The sequence below is a fragment of the Lacticaseibacillus salsurivasis genome (assembly GCF_036246225.1).
Taxonomy (GTDB): domain Bacteria; phylum Bacillota; class Bacilli; order Lactobacillales; family Lactobacillaceae; genus Lacticaseibacillus; species Lacticaseibacillus salsurivasis.
In genome coordinates, this window is record NZ_BTTP01000007.1 from 54,253 (window position 1) to 73,714 (window position 19,462).

Sequence of the window (19,462 nt, forward strand, 5' to 3'; positions counted from 1 at the left end):
TGCTGATTTGTCCGAACCACACAGACAGATGTGTTTAATCTAAATACGATAGTGGCAATTAAAGGCAATTAAACAGATGATTAACCAAGGTGAACCAAACCGGTCATGGGGTGAACCAAGCCCCACCGAAAAGGCTTATTTCTTGCCAATCGGCCTTGGACCGGCGTATGCTGGAAACAAGCATTGTCTGTGCAGTGCCTTAATTGCGCAAAAGGGGGAATCCAGATGTCAATGATCGAATTTCATGACGTCGAGAAGTACTACGGCAAGTTCCACGCGTTAAAGGATATTAATTTAACGATCGATCGCGGGGAAGTGGTCACCATCATCGGCCCGTCCGGCTCTGGGAAAAGTACCTTACTGCGGACCATTAACGGCCTTGAGTTGATTACTTCCGGGCAATTGATCGTCAACGACTATGACTTAGCCGACCGCAAAACCGACATGAACAAGATTCGCAAAAATGTCGGCATGGTGTTCCAGCATTTTAATTTGTATGCCAATAAAACGGTGTTAGAAAACATCACCCTTGGGCCGACCCTGGTGCTCAAAGCCGACAAGGCGCAGGCGGAAAAAGAAGCGATGGCCCTGCTAGACATGGTTGGCTTGGCCGATCAGGCGCCGAAGTTCCCAGCCGCGCTGTCTGGCGGGCAAAAGCAGCGGGTCGCAATTGCACGCTCCTTGGCCATGAAGCCGCGGGCGATTTTGTTTGATGAACCGACCTCCGCGCTGGATCCGGAAATGATTGGTGATGTGCTGGATGTCATGCAGAAAATCGCCAAGCAAGGCATGACCATGGTTGTGGTGACCCACGAAATGGGCTTTGCTAAGCGCGTGGGCGATCGCATTGTCTTCATGGCAGATGGCCAAATCTTGGAAGATGCCACCGATGTGAAGGGCTTCTTCGATCATCCTAAGGAACCACGGGCCCAGGAATTCATCAGTAAGATTTTGAATCACTAGGAGGGGCGCGCATGAAAAAACTTTTCAAACGCATGAGCGTCCTGCTCGCCGCAGGGCTCTTAATCTTGGTGGCAGCAGGTTGTGGGAAACCCTTGGCGGATCAAGACGCCTTGGCCCGCGCCAAAAAGGCCGACACCCTGGTTTGGGGCGTCAAAGCCGACACCCGGCTGTTTGGGTTGATGGATGTGAAAACTGGGTCGATCAAAGGCTTTGAAGTTGATATGGCCAAGGCGCTCACCAAGCAAATTTTAGGCAGCAAGGGGAAGGCGGAGTTGGTGCAAATTACTTCTGATACCCGAGTGCCGATGCTCAAAGGTGGCAACGTGGATGCCGTGATTGGCACGATGACCATCACGCCGGAGCGGCAAAAAGTGTTGAACTTCTCGGATTCCTACTTCAACGCTGGCCAGTCGCTCCTGGTGCCCAAGGATAGCAAAATCCAGTCGGTGAAGGATTTGACCGCGGGGACCAAGGTGATTGGGGTGCAAGGATCCAACTCTGTGGATAACATTCGCAAAGTCGCGCCAGCCACGAAGGTGCTGCAGCTTTCGGACTATGCCCAGGCCTTCACCGCCCTGAAGTCGCATCAAGGCGACGCTCTGACCACCGATAACGGCATTTTGTATGGGATGTCGCAACAAGATCCTCGCTATGTCGTCGTGGGCGGCTCCTTCACCAAAGAGCCATATGGGATTGCCATGAACAAGGGCCAAACCAATTTGACCAACGCCATGAACAAGGCCCTGAAGACCTTGCGGCAAAATGGCACTTACGAAAAACTGATCAACAAATGGTTTGGCGATGTGCCAGGTTTTGATATTAAGGAGGTGGGCTAATGTTCAAGATTATGTTCAGCAACTGGGACGCCCTCCTGTCTGGCCTTGGCTACACCTTAATGGCCAGTGTGATTGCCTTGATTGCCAGCTTGATTATCGGTACGGCTTTTGCCTTGATGGAAATCTCCCTGCACAAATGGGTGCGGGTGATTGGCAAAGCCTATGTGGAATTCATTCGCAACATTCCGCTGCTGGTCATTGCCATGGCCTTTTATGTGATTGTGCCGCAGTTCATTATGCAAATGGACGGCTTCACTGCCGGTACCATTGGCCTGACGATTTACACCAGCGCCTTTATCGCTGAGACCGTGCGCGCCGGCATTCAGTCGGTGCCGAATGGCCAAATGGAAGGCGCGCGTAGCAACGGCTTGTCTTACATGCAGGCGATGACGCATGTGGTGTTCCCCCAGGCGATTAAACTGGTGATTCCGCCGCTTGGCAACCAGTTTATCAACCTGGTTAAGAATTCCTCTGTGCTGGCGTTTGTCGCTGGCTTTGACCTGATGTATCAAGGGAAGCTGATTGCCAATGCCACCTTCAACACGTTTGATACTTATTTGGCTGTTGGGGTGCTGTACCTGGTGATCACGATGCCGATGTCGTATGCGATGCGGTATCTGGAAAAACGTTGGCACACAGCCTAGGAAGGGGGAGTCAGGATGCAGAATTTTATTAACGCTTATTCAGCCGTCAACCTGAGCTACCTATTGCGTGGGTTATGGGTCACGATAGAAGTGTCCGTGGTGTCGATTTTCTTCAGTTTCTTGATTGGCACCTTGCTAGGGATTGCGCGCTACGTGAAAATCAAATACTTTAGCGCGATTGTCGGTTTCGTCATCGACTTGATTCGCAATCTGCCGCTGCTGCTCTTGCTGTTCTTCACCTACTTTGCCTTGCCGAATATCGGGCTACGCTTGTCGGTGATTCCGGCCTCAATCGTGGCGATGACAGTGTTCGAATCCGCGATGCTGGCCGAGATTATTCGCTCCGGAATCGGCGCCGTGCCGGTGGGCCAAATGGAAGCAGCCCGCAGTAATGGCATGAGCTACTCGCAGGCGATGATTCAAATCATTTTGCCACAGGCCTTCAAAAAAATGATTCCGCCGCTGGTGTCACAGTTCATTTCGCTGGTGAAGGATACCAGCTTGGCAACGATTATCTTGCTGCCAGAACTCACCCAGCATGCGCAAATCATCTATGGCCAGAACGTCAATTACACCATTCCGATGTTCGTGGCGTTGGCCGTGCTGTACTTCATCGTGAACTACGCGTTATCAGTCGGGTCGCGGATTATTGACCATCGATTGAATTAAGAGGCTGAGACAAATGCGGTTTTAGCCCAGAGGATAAGCCAAGCGGCCTGTAAAACCTGAATTTAGGTTTTGCAGGCCGCTTGGCTTATCTGGCTAGGGCGTTGCATTTTGGCTCGTACTGTTCTGGAATAGTTGCGTGCCAACTTGTTTCTCATGTTTGCTCAGTGGCTTTTTGAATCCCGAAATTCTTGCTATGTCAATGTGTTGCTACCAAAAGTTCTGCGCTATACTGGGCGTAATTTAAGAATTCAAGGAGAAAACAATGACAGCAGAATTTGATCAACGTAAGATCAATCAGCAGTTGCGCTTGCTCAATCAGGCGTTGTACGCGGACTTTCAGAATCTCTCTGATTTGGCCTTGTGGCATGAAACCAGGGCGGATCACCGCACTTTGCCGCCAGCAGAGGCGCAGTGGCAGGCTGTTCAGCTGGGTGACCACTGGTCCGGCCGGGACGATTACAACTGGCTCCGGTTTACCGTGCCGGTACCCGCGGCTAGTGAAGCCACGGTGGCGAAACTGGATGTCGGGCGCACTGGGGATGGCAACAATTCGGGCTTTGAAGGGCTGCTGTATGTGAACGGTCAAGTGCGCCAGGCGGTGGATAGCTACCATGAGGAAATCTTCTTCGGCTCCGAATACGCCGGGCAACAGGTGGTCTGTCAGCTGCTGATGTGGAGTGGCTTGGAAGGCGGCGGGCCAAAAAAGACCCAGCACTTTGTCTTCAACCAATCAGCGTTCGGCCCGGAACATCGGTTGGCGCGGCAGGCCTACCGCTATCTGGCCAACATCGTGAATCTCATTCCGGAATTACATACCGATGATCCGCTGCGTTATGACTATCAGCGTCTAGTGAAGCAGGCCTTCAGTTACTTTTTCTGGGCGACCTTAACACCCACCGCGTTGGATGAGGCTTGCGGGCAGGTGATGGCTTTGATCGAAACCTTCATCTCCGCGCATCACGGCAGCAAGCTGGCCTTTAACATCGACGCAATTGGCCAAACCCACATTGATGTTGCGTGGCTGTGGCGGTATCGCCATACCCGGGAAAAGGCGCGCCGGTCGTTTGCCACGGCTCTACGCTTGATGGACCGTTACCCTAAATTCAAGTTCTTCTACTCCACGCCGCAGGTCCACAAGTTTATCGAACAAGATGATCCGGCGATGTTTAAAGCCATTCAGCGGCGCGCCAAAGAAGGCCGCTGGGAGCCAGATGGCGGGACCTGGGTGGAGCCTGATACCAACTTGCCTTCTGGCGAAGCGCTGACCCGCCAGTTCTTGTACGGCACGCGGTATTTCGAAGCGAAGTTCCATAACCGCCAGACGGTGCTATGGTTGCCAGATGTCTTCGGGTATTCCTATGCCTTACCGCAAATTATGCAGGGCTTTGGCATCGATCGGTTTGCCACCACCAAAATCTCCTGGAACGATACCAACCGGATGCCGCATGACGTGTTCATGTGGACCGGCCTCGATGGCAGCCGCGTTTTGACCGAATTTATTACCACCACCGAGCGGACTTACGATTACACCAAGCCGAAAGAGTGGAAGTACACCTACAATGGCGAAATTTCCCCACATGTGATTATGGACTCGTACCGCGCCTACCAGGATAAAGATCTGACCAATGTGCTGCTGATGCCCTATGGCTTCGGCGATGGCGGCGGCGGGCCCACCAAGGAAATGATTGAAAATATCCAGGTGATCGATCGGCTACCTGGCATGCCGCACATTCAAAATAAAACTGTGGCTGACTTCTTCAGCGATTTGCAGCAGACTTTTACCGCTAACCATTCCGCCTATCCGGAATGGAATGGCGAGCTCTACCTGGAATACCACCGCGGCACTTACACGTCGCAGGCGGCGATGAAGCGGCAAAACCGCAAACTTGAGCTGGCCGTGCGGCGGGCTGAAATCATTGCCACCACAGCTTGGGTGCAGCAGGGCATTGCTTATCCGAAGGCGGCTTTTGACCGCATCTGGGAAATTCTACTCCGTAATCAATTCCATGATGTCTTGCCCGGCTCGGCGATTGGTGAAGTCTATGAAGATGCCAATGCCTTGTACGCTGAAGCCAGGCAGCTGGTGGCCAACATTATTGCCGATCGAATGCCAGCTGGCAAGGCGGATCAGTACACCTTGTTTAATCCTACGCAATTGACCCATCCCACGGTGTATATTGACCAGCCTGAAGCCGGCATTTTCGAAGATAACAGTGGTAACCAAATCGCTGCCTTGCGGGAAGGCCAAGGTTGGCGGCTGCCGCAAGTGGCGATTGCGCCTTTTAGCAGTCGCAAGGTGCATTTTGTCCCAGTGAAGCACACGCTGCACCAGCAGACCCTGGCAGTGGATCGCCTGACCACGCCGCATTACGAGCTGGCCTGGAATGCTAAGGGTCAACTGACGCGGCTGTTCGATCGTGACCATCAGCGGGAGGTCCTAACGCCAGACGGCTTGGGCAACGTGCTGCGAGTGTATGAGGATCGGCCAACGGCGTTTGATAACTGGAATATTGACGCCGACTATCCGACCAAGTCACAGGAGCTGGCGGCGGACCAAATCACCGTCACCGCCGACGAAGCCGGCTATGAAGTTGTGATGCATTACAGCTTCCATCATTCGACGGTGAGCCAAACGCTGAAAGTTCCGTTGGATTCTCGGCGGCTCGATTTTGTCACCAGCGCTCAGTGGCACGAACATGAGCTCTTACTGCGGACCAATTTTGACCTCAATGTTATGACCGATGTCGCCCGCTACGACATCCAGTATGGCAATATGACGCGGCCAATTGCCCGTAACACCTCGTGGGAACAAGCCAAATTCGAAGTCGTTGGCCACCAGTGGGCCGATATGAGCCAGCGCGACTATGGGGTGGCGCTACTCAATGATTGCAAATACGGCTACGCGGCCACGGCGGCCGGGCTGAGCTTGTCCTTGATCAAAGCCGGAGTTTATCCGGATCCTGACGCCGATCAAGGCCAGCATAACTTCACCTACAGCTTGCTGCCGCACGCAGGCGACTACCTGGCGGGTGGTGTGGTTGAAGCCGCTGCGGCGCTGAATGACCCGGCGGTGGTGCTGCCAGGCGTCGCCGCGAGCCTACCCGCGTTGTTCACGGTGGCCAGCACGACCGCCGGCGTGGATGCCATCAAGCAAAGCGAAGCCGGGGATGCGGTAATCATCCGCCTGCATGATTTTTCTGGCGCGGCAACGACCGTCAGCGTGACGCCGAACTTTGCTTATACTCAGGCACAAGAGGTGCGGCTGGACGAAAGCCCAGTGGGTGACCTAACCGCCAATGCTGACGGAGCCGTGTCAGTTGACCTGCATCCTTATCAGATTGTGACTTTGGCGTTTAAGCGCTAGCTGACCGGATGTCAATTCAAAACAAGTGCCTCGGATAGGCAAGTGGGCATGCTTTTTCTAGAAGAACATGGTATACTCTCTGTACAAATAGCAATTCAATGCAACACAAGAGCCATCACTCATTCGGCGAGTAATGGCTTTTTTTTTCGCTTATATGTGAGCGTGTGGATTAGCGAAAACCGGGGCGATCATCGTCGTCGAGCTAACCAGTCGGCGAATAGTTCGGTTACTATCCCCACCACCGCTGGGGCAATGATTGCCACAAATAGCATCTTCAATACAACACACCTCCTTACGAGGCCGGTTGCCGACGATAGTATCCCATGAAAGTGATGAACTGGCGAGCAAACTGCCCAGTGCTGGTGAAGTCGTTTGTAGGGTAATTCAGATTATTGTTAAAATTTGAGGTTGACACTCACTGAAATTTCATTTATGCTAACTCTCAACAAAGACGAAGAGTAGCAGAGTAGTTGCTGTCATCAACTCAGGGAGCCGTGGTTAGTGGGAAACGGTGTTGATCAAGCAGCGAAAGTAGGCTATGAGTCGCCGCGGCGAAGAGTCGCGGCTGGGTGCGCCCATTACAGCCACGGCATATCGCCAGTTTTCTGGCCGTACGCTCTGAGGTTAGTTTGGTGACGAACTAACAAGATAAGGTGGTACCGCGCTCAGCGCCCTTAGTAGTTAAAGCTACTAGGGGCGCTTTTTTCGTCCCCGCAATTTTCGAATGGAGGCACTGATATGACCCAACCCAAATTAACGAAACGCCAGTATCTGGTGTTAGGTTCCATGTTGTTCGGCTTATTTTTCGGGGCCGGCAATCTAATTTTCCCGATTCACCTTGGTCAAATCGCTGGGGGCAACTGGCTGCCAGCCACGGTTGGTTTTCTGCTTTCCGCCGTGTGCTTGCCGCTGATGGCCATCTTGGCCATTTCGATGACTGAATCGGATTCCATGTTTCATCTGGCGCGGCCGGTGGGGAAAGGGTTCGCCTTATTCTTTCTGGTGGCCACCCATGCCAGTTTAGGACTGTTAATTGCCACCCCGCGCACCGCGACCGTCGCTTTTGAAATGGGGGTACAGCCCTTTATCGGCCAGGACCACTTACAACTAGCGCTGTTGCTGTTCTCAGCAGGCTACTTTGCCTTAACCTATTTCTTCTCGCGCCAGCCGTCCAAAATGACCGATTACGTGGGTAAGTTTCTCAATCCGGTGTTGCTTTTACTGCTCGGTGCGGTATTCGCGGCGGCCTTCATCATCAAAGGTGATGGCCCGCAGTTGCTGGCCGCGACGCATGCCACCGCAGCTGGCAGTCAGTTGACCAATGGCTTTTTGCAAGGTTATAACACTATGGATGCGTTGGCTGGTTTAGGCTTTGGGGTGACGATTGTGGCGGCGCTGGGCTTCTTCGGGGTTACCTCGCCGCGGCGCCGCAGCCAGGATGTCGCCAAGGTGGGGGCACTGGCGATGGGGCTGGAAGCAATGATCTACGCGCTGCTGATTGCGCTCGGCGTGCTGTCGCTGCGGTTCACCGCCACCACGGCCAATGGAGGTCCGGCGTTCACTGCTATCATGACGCACTATACTGGTTTGATTGGCACCGGCTTGCTGGCGGCGATGACGGTGCTGGCCTGTTTGACCTCGGCGATTGGGCTGGTCACCTCGCTGTCGCAGGACTTGGGCCATCGGTTTCCGCACATTGGGTTCAAGCGCTTTTTGCCGCTGACTTGCTTCGGGGCCTTCCTGATTTCCAATATTGGACTCAATCAAATCATTGCCTGGTCGACGCCGGTGTTGATGTTGCTGTATCCGCTGGCGATTGCGCTGATTATTTTGGGGCTTTTGCACCCGTTCATCGGTAAAAACGGCCTGATTTACAAAACTACTGTCGGCCTAACGGTGATTCCGGCAGTGCTGGATGCGCTCAATGCGCTGCCTCAGCCCGCGGCGAGCTGGACTTGGATCCAAGCGGTTACCGGATGGGCGACGCGCTTTATTCCTTGGTATCAGTACGCCATGGATTTTGTGCCGTTCATGCTGCTAGGGCTTCTATGCGGTCTGGTGCTAGCAAAAGCAACTGGCACCTTGCAGCGGCCCGCCGCACTGGTCAGAGAAATTCAAGAGTAACCCAAAACCAGGTCCTGCCAAACCGCTTTAACGGTGAGACAGGACCTGGTTTTTGTCATGTTAGTCTTCAATCAGATACTGGCGCAATTTGCCAGCTTGAATTGGGTTAACCGTGGTTTTGATGCGGGTGCCATTTTCTTCATAGGTAGTGTCGATGACGCCGGTTTCGCGGTTGATAAAATCGACCACGCTGCCTTGCGCAAAGGGGATGAGATACGTATTGACCTGCGAGTCGGCGAAAATGCGGCTGGTAATCATCTCAGTCAAACGCTGGAGCGAGGCCTGGTCGCGGGCTGAGTAAATCAGCTGATTGCCGTTTTCTTCTGGGAAACGTGTGTCTTCGCGCAAGTCGGCCTTGTTATAGGCTTCAATCATCGGAATGTTTTCAATGCCGATGCTGTGCAAGGTGTCCTCGGTGACTTTCATCATTTCCGGGTAATGCGGGTCGTGGTAATCCACCACTTGGATCAGCAAATCGGCATTCGCAGCTTCGGCCAAGGTCGCCTTAAACGAGTCGACTAGGTTATGCGGCAACTTCGAGACGAAACCAACTGTGTCAGACAGTAAGAATTTGCGATTATCCGGCAAGGTTAGCTGACGCACGCTGGTGTCTAGGGTGGCAAACAGCATGTCCTTTTCAAAGACCTGCTTGGTTTCCGGGTGATCGGCGAACAGATCCAGCAAGCCGTTCATGGTCGTCGACTTGCCGGCATTAGTGTACCCGACCAAAGCCACGACCGGCAATTTGTTTTCGGTGCGCTTGGCGCGTCGCACCTCGGCACCGATGTCGGCTTCTTTGAGTTCGCGGCGCAAACGGGCGATGCGTTTGTTGAGCACGCGCCGGTCCATTTCCAGCTTGGTTTCACCAGCCCCGCGGTTGGCCAGGCCGCCTGCCCCACCGCCGCCTTGCTGATCCAGTTTGTTGGCACTGGGATGCAGACGTGGCAAGGCGTATTGCAACTGAGCGATTTCGACTTGGGCCTTGGCCGACTTGCTGGCGGCGCGATTGGCGAAGATTTCCAAAATCAGCTGGGTGCGGTCGACCACATGCAGCTTCATTTGCTTTTCCAAGTTGCGTAGCTGCGATGGGCTGAGCTCGTCGTTTACCAAGACCGTGGTGGCGTCATTGGCGCGGGCCAGTTCGGCGATTTCGTCGACTTTCCCGATGCCAAAATAGGTGGCGCCACTGGCTCGGTCTAGGTTTTGTCGAGTTTCGCCAACCACGTCATAGTGGTTGGCTTTGGCGAGTTCCGCCAATTCCTGCATGGAATAGTCAAAATTGTCCTGCATTTTGGAGATGCCGGTGATGAGTACTTTTTCTGGTTGTAATTGATCCATAAATCCTCCTGTGGCGCGCCTTGAAAAAAGACAAAAGAAGGGAAGCTGCCATCAGCTTCCCCAAATAATCCTGGTTCCGTAGATCCAACTCGCAAGTCGCGCCAAAAAACGCTGATTATCCAATTAACTGCGTGGCAACAACTTTTAAACGCATCGCGAGTTAGCTCCTTTCCTATATCTAGGTTCAGTTTAGCATGTTTGCCGAGGAAATACCAAGGCAGCGAAGTGAGGCCGATTATAGCCCGACAGGTAGCGCGACTACAACTCGCGAATTAGCTCGGGCAGGGCAACCTCCGCAGAAAGGGGCTGGAACGTGGTGGCCAGCGCTTTGAGCCTCTGCGAGTCTCAAAGTCGCGGCTTGTTCTAAGCCAACAAAAACCGTTGGCTAAGAACAACAACACCTCGAGCCCCTTTCTGCTCCGGTTGCCCTGCCCTACAGTGTGGTGAGCGGTTAGGTGACTCGAGTTCACCGCGAGTGACGATCCCACAAAGAAGTGAGCGATGTTACACTTTCTAATCCTGGTGGCGGTTGTACTCAACGATGGGCAGGCTACTTTGCTGTTTAGGCTTTGTCGCCATTGACCCATTCGCGGAGGATGGAAGGCTTGATGAGCACTTGTAGTTTCCCGGCGGCGACGTGCATCTTCAGTGGCAGTTTGGTGCTGGGGTCACCGTCGATGCGGCTGCGTAATTTGGTCTTAGTGCTGGTGATGGTCAGTTCATTCGTGGCGAAATAGGTCATGCCGGGCAGCTTGCTGAAGTTGCCGGTTAAGAAGTAGGGCAACAGGAGCAAGGTCCGCCGCCAGGTCATGCGCGGGGCCACGAAGACGTGAAACAAGCCGTCGTCTGGTTTGGCTTGCGGCGCAAAGTTAAGAAAGCCGCCAACCGAATTAGTCATGGTCACCAGCAAAAAAGCGGTGTCCTTCTGCCAGGTTTCGCCAGCGCTTTTGATGATCAGCGGCCAGTGTTGATTCTTGCCGAGACTGTGCAGGCCGTGGGCAAGGTAGACGAAAGGACCGAATTTCTGCTTTTCTTTTTGCGAGACAGAAACGGCAGCGTTGGCCAAAACGCCTAAGGTGAGGGTAGAAATCATCACCTTGTCGTTCACGATGCCGATATCCAGCGGCTGCGGCTTGCCTTCGAGTAGATTAACTAAGGCTAGATCAACCAGTTGGGGGACATGCAGCACGCGCGCCAAATTGTTGACCGTGCCTTGCGGAATGATGCCGAGGAGCGGCGGCGTGCGGCGTTTGACCAGACCAGCTGCGACTTCGTTGATGGTGCCGTCGCCGCCAATGGCCACCACCACATCGACCTGAGCGGTGTAGGCGAGGTCGGTGGCTTCACCAGCGTGACTGGTGGGCTTGTTGATCACGGTGTGCCCAGCGGCTTTGATGCGATGAGCAATATGTTCGGCGACGGCCGTGGCGCCATTATGACCGGCGTGTGGATTGTAGATTAAGGCGTAAGATGTCATTTTTCTACCTCCTAAACGCAACAATAAGTTTTGCCTACAGTGTAACACGTTATTTAAGGCTGCGGAGGCTGGTGGTTTTAGCTCGACCGGTAGCCTAGCCCTGGGGCTTGAAGCTGGTCTTTGGCTTCGGGCCCCAGGGTGTAGCTGGCGGATCGAGCCTTACCAGCCGTAGCGCGACTGATAAGACTGCGGCGGTCGACGGTTTTAGCGCGCCGATTAGTGCCCACCATTTCGTGAAACCGCTATATTGGTGTAGGCCAATGTGCTACAATCGGGGCGAAAGGATGATTGTAGATGAAAAAATTAGGCGTTTCAGTTTATCCAGAACGTTCAACTTATGAAAAGGACGCGGCGTACCTCGAACTAGCCGCAAAATACGGTTACAAGCGCGTCTTTACGTCGCTGCTGCAAATTAACGGCGACCAAGAAGAAGTGGTCGGTAACTTCAAGCGTGTGATCGGCAAGGCGAATGAATTGGGCATGGAGGTCATGGTGGACATGAACCCGGCGTTGTTTGCCCAACTTGGCGTCAGTTACGATGACCTCAGCTTTTTCCATGAATTAGGCGCGTATGGCGTGCGGCTGGACGAAGGCTTTTCCGGCCTGGAAGAAGCGCGAATGACGCGTAACCCTTACAACTTGAAAATTGAAATCAATATGTCCCAAGGCACCCCGTATGTGGACAATATCATGACCTTCTCACCTAACCGCGAAAACTTGATGGGGTCACACAACTTTTACCCGCGGCGTTACACCGGCCTCAGTGTGGACTATTTCAACCAGGCCACGGCGATTTACACCAAGTACCGGTTGAACACGGCGGCGTTTATCAACGCTCCTAGTGGCACGTTTGGCGCTTGGCCGGTGCAAGATGGGATGTGCACAATTGAGGACCACCGCACGCTACCGATTGAAACCCAGGTCGCCCACTACAAGATGCTGGATACGATTGATGATTTGCTCATTGCCAATGCCTATGCCAGCGAGGCAGAGCTTAAGGCGGCAGCGGATGAATTTAATGCACCGGCGCCAGGCATTCATGTCGAACTTACGCCGGGGATTTCGCCAGCGGAAGAAGCGGTGGTGTTTGCTGAAGGGCAGACTTATCGCGGCGATCACAGTGCTTACCAAATTCGCAGCACCAACGAACGTGGCAAGCAGCCGGCCAGCGATTTTCCGGCGCATCACACCGAGCCCATCAAAGCAGGCGACCTTTTGATCGATAATGTGGGTTATGACCGGTATGCTGGCGGCTTGCAGATTGCGCTGAAGCCAATGGTCAATGACGGCCGCGTCAATGTCGTGGGCCGAATTGTCCCTGAGGAAATGTTCCTACTGCAGAGCCTTAGGCCATGGGCTGGGTTCCGGCTGGTCAAAGCCAATCACTAGTTGGCGTGAAGGTCCGCTTGGCGGGCCTTTTTTCGTGCGGCTCAGAAAAACGCCAGAATGGTCATTATTTTACTGGTTAGCCTTCACATTCTATTCGTATCTGCTTGGCATACTAACACCATACAAGAAAAGAGGTGTTGCTCATGTCAAACATCTATCCCATCGCGGCATCGGTAGCTGCGGGTATGCTCGCCATTGCGACGGTGGCCGTCTTGCGCCGACGGCAAGTGCGCGCAACGCGTTAACCTTCTTCATCTGCAACCAAAAACGGGAGTGCCTCGGCACTCCCGTTTGCGTGTGGTTTAGTCTTCAGTGATGCCGCGGCGGCCATTGCGCGTCGCTGACAAAGTGACAAAGAGCAAAGCAGCATCGACCACGATGATGGCGCCCCATTTGAGCAGGGGGGCGGCGTGGACCAGCAAGTTGGTAGCCATCCCGTAGCTCACCAGCCCCAAGAGTAGGACGGTGATCACCACCGTCAACCCCAGCCAAGTGGTGGGGCTGAAGGCATTGCCGTTTTGTTGGTTCTGTCGCTTGGCAATCCATGGCATCATGAATCCGAGCACGATCATGCCGATCGGAACCAAAATGTTCAGCGTCAATTCCAAGGCGAAGATATCCGCCGAGGCATCAGTCGGGAAGAAGCCCAGCACCGCCAGCACCGCGGTAATGCCCAGCATCCAGGCGCCGACGACGATGCCGACGGTGCGGTTTTTCAGGAAGGTATAAGCCGGCTTCGGGAAGCGGTCTTGATGCAGGCGCACCATGAGGTATGACCAGAATAAGAAGCAAGTGGAAGCCGGGGACACGATGCCGTTCAGATTGAGCAGCCAGTTAAAAATGTCGTTGATCTGCGGCAGCAAGCCACCCAGGGCCATGATGACCGCACATAAAATGGTGGTCATCCAGTAGCCGTTAATCGGTAGGCCGTCGGAGTTCTTCTTGGTGAGCTGGCGCGGCATGAACCGCTTAGCCACATCAGAGAGGAAGACGCGGGTGGAGGCGTCCAAAATCACGGCCAGTTGCGCCAGCATGTAGATGCCTTGCACCACGGCGAAGAGATACATCAGACCTTTACCCAAGCCGAATTGTTCCCCAATCGCCAAGAACGCGTAGTAAGAACCGTTCATCTTCAGGTCATTCGGCAGGTGGTGGGCATTGAAGTACACGCCCAAGGAGAAGGTGCCGAGCAAGGTGAGAAACATCGTCATGATGGCAATCATTTTCAGCGCCTTTGGGAAATCCTTGGCCGGATGCTTCATATCCGCCGTGTACGGCGCCGCTAATTCCGAGCCGTTCATCGCAAAGACGAACAAGCCGAACGTCGACAGGAAGCTGAGGCTGAGGAAGTCTTTCGGCATGAAGGCCTTCAGGTTGAAGGGATGGGTCGCAATCGGATCGCCTTTGGCCAAGCCGACAAAAGTCATCACCACGAACAGCACGGTCATGATGAACATCGCGGCGCCGCCAATGGTGGACATGACTTCCAGACTCTTGTTCTTGAAGAAATGCTGAAGCCAGATGAAAATCACGAAGATGACCGCGGTCAAAATGCCGAACCAAGCATTGCCCAAGTTCTCCTGAATGTTGCCATTGCCTTTCCAAATCCAGCCGAAGGAAATGACCACGGAGTTGGCCACATCGACCACGTAAGGCAAGCCCGTAATCCAGTAGAACCAAGCGGCAAAATAACCCACGGTATCGCCGTTGGTTTGGCGCATCCAGGACGTGATGCCGCCGCCATGTTCGGAGAAGGTGGAGCCCATGTGCGCCACAATCAAGTTGTACGGAATGACATACAGGAAGGTCATCAGCACCCATGAGGTGACAGCGACGAGGCCCTGATTTTGGAAATTATAAATAATATCATCGAAGCCAATAACGGTGACGAAATCCATCAGGCCAACCACGACCCAAGGGATATATTGTTTCTGCTCGTCAGGTGTTTTCATGCAGGTTTCCTCCAAGTTTCAATCGAATGCGGCGGCCAGACGCCACCGCCTTTAAAAAATCTTTACCATTTTACACCAGGGCTGTTTTCAGGAAAAGCCCCCAAGCTAAAAAATCCCGGCTCACCAGAGTCGGGATTAAAGCTTGAGCAGCAGTTAAGCCGTAATGCCTTTGCGCCCGTGCCGGGTCACCAGCAGCGTTAAGCCCAGCATGGCCGCGTCGGCCAACACAATCAGCAGCACCTTTTCCCCGCCTGCGATGTGTGGGAACAGGCGGAAGTTAATGCCATAAGTGGTGGCGGCCATCAAGCCAATGGCCAACAGCACCGTGATCACTTCCCAAGCCCGCGGCCCGAATGCGACGCCGTTGATTTGCTGGCGTTTGGCCAACCACGGCATCATGAAGCCGAGGATAATCATGCCAGCTGGCACGGCGAAGTTCAGCGACAACATGGTGATGAAGGTTTTGGGATCCGAGTCAGTCGGGAAGAAGCCCATCACCGCTAGGATAAAGGTGACACTGAACATCCACAGGCCCACCAGGAAACCAGCCCGGTCAGATTTGATATAAGTATAATCCGGCGTCGGAAAGTCCTTAGCATGGCGCCGCAGCATCATGAAGGACCAGAACAAGAAACAGGTGGCAAAGGGTGAGACAATGCCGTTCAAATCAAGCAGCCAGTTGAAGATGTCGTTGATCTTCGGCAACAGGCCGCCCAGCGCCATGATGATGCCGCAAATCGCGGTGGTCAGCCAGTAGCCGTTGATCGGCAGGCCATCGGCGTTGATTTTGGTGAGCTGTTTCGGTAAGAAGCGCTTGTTGACATCGGCCAGGAAAATCCGGGTCGAGCCATCCAGCAAAATCGCCAATTGCGCCAGGTCGTACAGCAGCTGAGTGACTGTGAAGGTATACAGCAGAATATTGCCGAGCCCAAATTGATGACCAATCAGCTGGAACGCGTAGTAGTTCCCATTCATTTTCAAATCATTGGGCAAGTTGTGAGCGTTGAAGTAAACCCCCAACGAGAAAGTGCCGAACAAGGTTAAAAACATCGTCATGATGGCAATCATCTTGAGCGCCTTTGGGAAGTCGCGGCTCGGGTGCTTCATGTTGCCCGTGTAAGGCGCCGCCATTTCGGAACCGTTCATCGCAAAGACGAACAGGCCGAACGTGGACAGAAAGCGGAAACTCCAGAAGTGCTTGGGCATGAAGGCTTGCAGGCTGAAGGGATGGGTCGCAATGGCGCGGCCTTGTTTCAAGCCCACGAAGGTCATGATGACGAACAGCACCGTCATGCCGAACATGGCAATGCCGCCGATGGTGGACATCACTTCCAGGCTCTTGTTTTTGAACAAGTGCTCCAGCCAGATGAAGACCACGAAGACGAACGCGGACAAAATACCGAACCAGGCGTTGCCCATGTGTGATTGAATGTTGCCATCGCCGTTGAGAATCCAGCCGGCGGAAATGATGACTGAGTTGGCCACATCCACCACGTAAGGCAGTTCGGTGATCCAATAGAACCAGCCGGCAAAATAGCCCACGGTATCGCCGTTGGTTTGGCGCATCCAGGAAGTGATGCCGCCGCCTTCTTCCGAGAAGGTCGAGCCCATGTCCGCCACAATCAAGTTGTAAGGAATCACGTAAAAGAAGGTCATCAGGACCCAAGTGAACAGCGCCACCAGGCCTTGATTACGGAAGTTGTAAATAATATCGTCGAAGCCAATGACGGTCACGAAGTCCATCAGGCCAATGATGAACCAGGGAATGTAGTGCGATTTTTCATTTTCAGTTTGCATTTTTTCTCCTTAAGTCAATTGAAACAGCCAATGACTTAAGGCCCGGGGCTTTGTTGCGTAGCATGACGGACTCCTAACCGCTGCGCAGACTGTCGCGAGTGTGCAGTGAAAAATAATGGCACTATTAGCCATTTTAACTGAATCTACGGTCAGGTCTAGCGATTTTCTGAAAAAAGTTTGCGATTTGGTTAAATGCCTTACAAAGCTGTTAGCTCAAACTGGCCATTCGTTAGGTCGCAAACGGCAGCGGTAGGGTAACATAGATGCATAGACAAACCGGCTGCGGCCGGAAGCAAATGGAGGAAATCATTATGACACAGCAACCAGTCGTCAGTGTCCATGACGTGACGAAAATCTATGGGAAAGCCGGCGAGAAACAATATCAGGCCCTAAAAGGCGTGACCTTCGACGTGCAACCCGGGGAATTCGTGGGCATTATGGGGGCTTCTGGTTCCGGGAAAACCACCTTACTTAACATCTTGAGTACGCTCGATCGGCCCACTGCTGGCAGCGTCGCCATCAACGGCAAGGATGTTACCGGGCTGAAAGGTAACCAACTGTCTGATTTTCGCGCCCAGCAAGTCGGCTTTATCTTCCAAGACTTCAACTTGCTGGAAAATCTGACTGCCCGCGAAAACATCGCCTTGCCGATGGCGCTGCAAAACGTGAGTCACAAACAGCAGCAGGCGGCGGTGGACAAAATTGCCACCACGCTGGGCATCGAAGGCGTGCTGGATCACTATCCGACCGAACTGTCTGGCGGCCAAAAGCAGCGGGTGGCGGCGGCGCGGGCGCTAGTGCAACAGCCGGCGATTTTGTTCGGGGATGAACCCACCGGCGCCTTGGACTCGCAATCCGCCCGCGAGCTGTTGAACACGATGAAGCACTTGAATGAGCAAGAGCACGTGTCGATTTTGCTGGTCACCCATGATCCGTTCTCTGCCAGCTACGCCCAGCGCATTTTGTTCATTAAAGATGGCCAAATCGGGCAGGAATTGGTGCACGGCGATAAGACGCAAGAGCAGTTCTATCAGGAAATCCTGACCACGCTCGGCACCTTTCAGCAGTAAGGAGGATCTCAATGTTACGTAAATTAGCTTTAGGCGGGATCAAATCTCGCTTTCGTGACTATGCGGTCCTGTTTTCCGGCTTAGTCATCGCCAGTGCGGTGTTTTACATGTTCATGGCCTTGGCCACCAACAAGGACTTCTTGAGTCAAAACTCAGCGGTGGGGATGACCTCGGTTATCTTCGGGCTTGGCGAAGTGCTGCTGATTATCATCACCACCGTTTATATTGTGTACGCGAACTCGTTTCTGATGAGTATGCGCCAGCGCGACTACGCGATGTTTATGATGCTGGGGGCCAAAAGCCGCAAAATCGCCCAACTGATTTTCATTGAAACCGTCACGGTCGGTATTTTGGCCGCGGCAGTGGGCGTCGTGGTGGGCGTTGGCTTGACTAGTTTGGTCGGGCAGCTCCTGATGGCCCAACTACATGCCCCGGCAACGCACTTTGCGGCGCTGTGGTTGCCGGCTTTGCTTGCCACCTTTGCTTTTTTCGTGTTGATGTTTGTGGTGGCGGCGTTCGTCAACGCGCACAACTTACTCAAGACTCCGGTGCTGTCGCTGCTGCACGCGGCGCAAACGCCTAACCGCCTTCAACTCAAGCCGCTGCGTCTGACCTTGCAAGCCATTTTGGCCCTGGTCCTCTTGGGGATTGGCTACTGGGCGATGCAACAGCTTAATACCTTGCAAATGGCCGGCTTAGCTCTAGCGTTAGTGACCATCGTCCTGGGCTCGTATTTCCTGTTCAACTCACTCTTGGTGTGGCTGATTGGCTTGCTCAAGAAAAATCAACGCTTCGCGGCCAAAAACCTGCGCACCTTCACCTTGAGTCAGTTGAGCTTCCGCATTCGTGATTACACCAAGATTTTGGCGGTCGTGTCCATTCTGTTCGCTTTGGCGCTAGGCGCGATTACCACGGGGATGGGTTTTGAACGCGACATTCCAACTTTGGCCAGTATGCAAAATACCTATGATGTGGTGACCGTGGACGCCACTGCCAGCACCCAGGCTGAAGCCAAAAAACTGACTGGGGTCACCAGCCAAACCGCCTACCATCTGAAGGCTGATCAAAAGCACGTGTACTTCGATGCCGCGGAGTTGGCCAAAAACCCACTGCTTTTGGTCACCACCTATCGCCTGGGCGGCGTGACGCCCACCAAAGTGACGGCGAAGAATTTTGCCAAGGCGGCTGATATGGCGCCGCAGCAGTTGACGCAATTTTTGACCAAAGCGGATTTTGGTAAGAACGTGACCGTTGCTTCGGCGGCCCAGTTCGCCGCGCTTGGTGGCAAGACCCATGTGGCGACAACATACCAAGTAGCGGACTTCCGCGCCAACTACGACGTCATTGAAAAGCTCGCCAACACCACTGCTAAGCAAAACGGCTTCAAGTCGGCGGATGAAGCGGGTCAGAAATTTGCCTATTATACCTTGATCAATGGGATGTTCTCTGGGATGGCCTTCATGGGCTTCTTCCTTGGCATTGCGTTCCTGGCGATGCTAGCGTCAACGTTGATGTTCAAGATTCTCAGTGGCGCCAACTATGATCAAGGGCGCTATCTGATGCTCCAGAAGATCGGCGTGCGGCCGCAGTTGCTGCGGCGCTCCATTCGCCAAGAAATCGGTGCCTTGTTCTTCTTCCCTGGCCTGCTCGGCGTGGTGCATGTATTGTTCGGCTTGCAGCTGTTCAAGGGCCTGATCCAGCAGCCTTACCACAACTTGTATATCCCATTTGGCATCTTCATCGTCCTGTACGGCCTGTATTACCTGATTACCGTTTGGCTGTACGAACGGATTGTGGTGAAAAAAGATATTGCCACTGATTGATGCTTTGCTGAGACGC

At 53.6% G+C, this 19,462-nt stretch carries 14 protein-coding genes and 1 other annotated feature; of the genes, 9 read left to right on the forward strand and 5 right to left on the reverse strand.

From position 1 onward, the window contains the following. Window positions 1–225: 225 nt before the first annotated feature. From AAA927_RS06845 to AAA927_RS06865, 5 genes are all read left to right on the forward strand, one after another. Entirely contained in the window at window positions 226–963 is a 738-nt protein-coding gene (locus tag AAA927_RS06845) for an amino acid ABC transporter ATP-binding protein (protein WP_125580040.1), read from the forward strand. A gap of 11 nt (window positions 964–974) precedes the next feature. Beyond that, window positions 975–1,799, forward strand: a complete 825-nt coding sequence (locus AAA927_RS06850) for a transporter substrate-binding domain-containing protein (protein ID WP_338216927.1) — start codon at window positions 975–977, stop codon at window positions 1,797–1,799. Further along, on the forward strand, window positions 1,799–2,443 hold the full coding sequence (locus AAA927_RS06855) for an amino acid ABC transporter permease (RefSeq protein ID WP_125580037.1): 645 nt from the start codon (window positions 1,799–1,801) through the stop codon (window positions 2,441–2,443). Before AAA927_RS06850 ends, AAA927_RS06855 begins: the two co-directional genes overlap by 1 nt. A gap of 15 nt (window positions 2,444–2,458) precedes the next feature. After that, a complete protein-coding gene (locus AAA927_RS06860) occupies window positions 2,459–3,112 on the forward strand; it encodes an amino acid ABC transporter permease (protein WP_338216929.1) in 654 nt (217 codons plus the stop codon). Window positions 3,113–3,374: 262 nt separating this feature from the next. Beyond that, entirely contained in the window at window positions 3,375–6,476 is a 3,102-nt protein-coding gene (locus tag AAA927_RS06865) for an alpha-mannosidase (RefSeq protein WP_338216931.1), read from the forward strand. Window positions 6,477–6,664: 188 nt separating this feature from the next. On the opposite strand, the gene AAA927_RS06870 is transcribed toward AAA927_RS06865, so the two are convergent. Beyond that, window positions 6,665–6,748 (reverse strand): type I toxin-antitoxin system Fst family toxin, encoded by an 84-nt coding sequence (locus AAA927_RS06870; protein ID WP_225422724.1) that lies wholly within the window; start codon window positions 6,746–6,748, stop codon window positions 6,665–6,667. Window positions 6,749–6,921: 173 nt separating this feature from the next. After that, window positions 6,922–7,155: a binding site (T-box leader), on the forward strand. A gap of 59 nt (window positions 7,156–7,214) precedes the next feature. On the opposite strand from AAA927_RS06870, the gene brnQ reads away from it, so the two are divergent. Then, window positions 7,215–8,600 carry a branched-chain amino acid transport system II carrier protein gene (brnQ, locus tag AAA927_RS06875; RefSeq protein ID WP_338216933.1) on the forward strand — a complete coding sequence of 462 codons (1,386 nt, stop codon included), beginning with the start codon at window positions 7,215–7,217 and terminating at the stop codon, window positions 8,598–8,600. Between the two features lie 60 nt (window positions 8,601–8,660). On the opposite strand, the gene hflX is transcribed toward brnQ, so the two are convergent. Together hflX and AAA927_RS06885 are read right to left on the reverse strand one after the other, a co-directional pair. Then, window positions 8,661–9,938, reverse strand: coding sequence for a GTPase HflX (gene hflX, locus AAA927_RS06880; protein WP_338216935.1), 1,278 nt, complete (start codon window positions 9,936–9,938; stop codon window positions 8,661–8,663). Window positions 9,939–10,500: 562 nt separating this feature from the next. After that, on the reverse strand, window positions 10,501–11,415 hold the full coding sequence (locus tag AAA927_RS06885; RefSeq protein WP_338216937.1) for a diacylglycerol/lipid kinase family protein: 915 nt from the start codon (window positions 11,413–11,415) through the stop codon (window positions 10,501–10,503). A gap of 294 nt (window positions 11,416–11,709) precedes the next feature. Here AAA927_RS06885 and AAA927_RS06890 point away from each other — a divergent pair, with 294 nt between their 5' ends. Beyond that, a complete protein-coding gene (locus tag AAA927_RS06890; RefSeq protein ID WP_338216939.1) occupies window positions 11,710–12,804 on the forward strand; it encodes a DUF871 domain-containing protein in 1,095 nt (364 codons plus the stop codon). A gap of 302 nt (window positions 12,805–13,106) precedes the next feature. Here AAA927_RS06890 and AAA927_RS06895 read toward each other — a convergent pair whose 3' ends face one another. Together AAA927_RS06895 and AAA927_RS06900 are read right to left on the reverse strand one after the other, a co-directional pair. Then, entirely contained in the window at window positions 13,107–14,756 is a 1,650-nt protein-coding gene (locus AAA927_RS06895; RefSeq protein ID WP_338216940.1) for an APC family permease, read from the reverse strand. A gap of 153 nt (window positions 14,757–14,909) precedes the next feature. Then, window positions 14,910–16,553, reverse strand: coding sequence for an APC family permease (locus AAA927_RS06900; RefSeq protein ID WP_338216942.1), 1,644 nt, complete (start codon window positions 16,551–16,553; stop codon window positions 14,910–14,912). A 311-nt stretch (window positions 16,554–16,864) separates the two neighbouring features. On the opposite strand from AAA927_RS06900, the gene AAA927_RS06905 reads away from it, so the two are divergent. Together AAA927_RS06905 and AAA927_RS06910 are read left to right on the forward strand one after the other, a co-directional pair. Further along, on the forward strand, window positions 16,865–17,623 hold the full coding sequence (locus tag AAA927_RS06905) for an ABC transporter ATP-binding protein (protein WP_338216944.1): 759 nt from the start codon (window positions 16,865–16,867) through the stop codon (window positions 17,621–17,623). A gap of 11 nt (window positions 17,624–17,634) precedes the next feature. Beyond that, complete coding sequence (locus tag AAA927_RS06910) at window positions 17,635–19,446, forward strand: FtsX-like permease family protein (protein ID WP_338216946.1); 1,812 nt, start codon at window positions 17,635–17,637, stop codon at window positions 19,444–19,446. The last annotated feature ends 16 nt before the right edge of the window (window positions 19,447–19,462 follow it).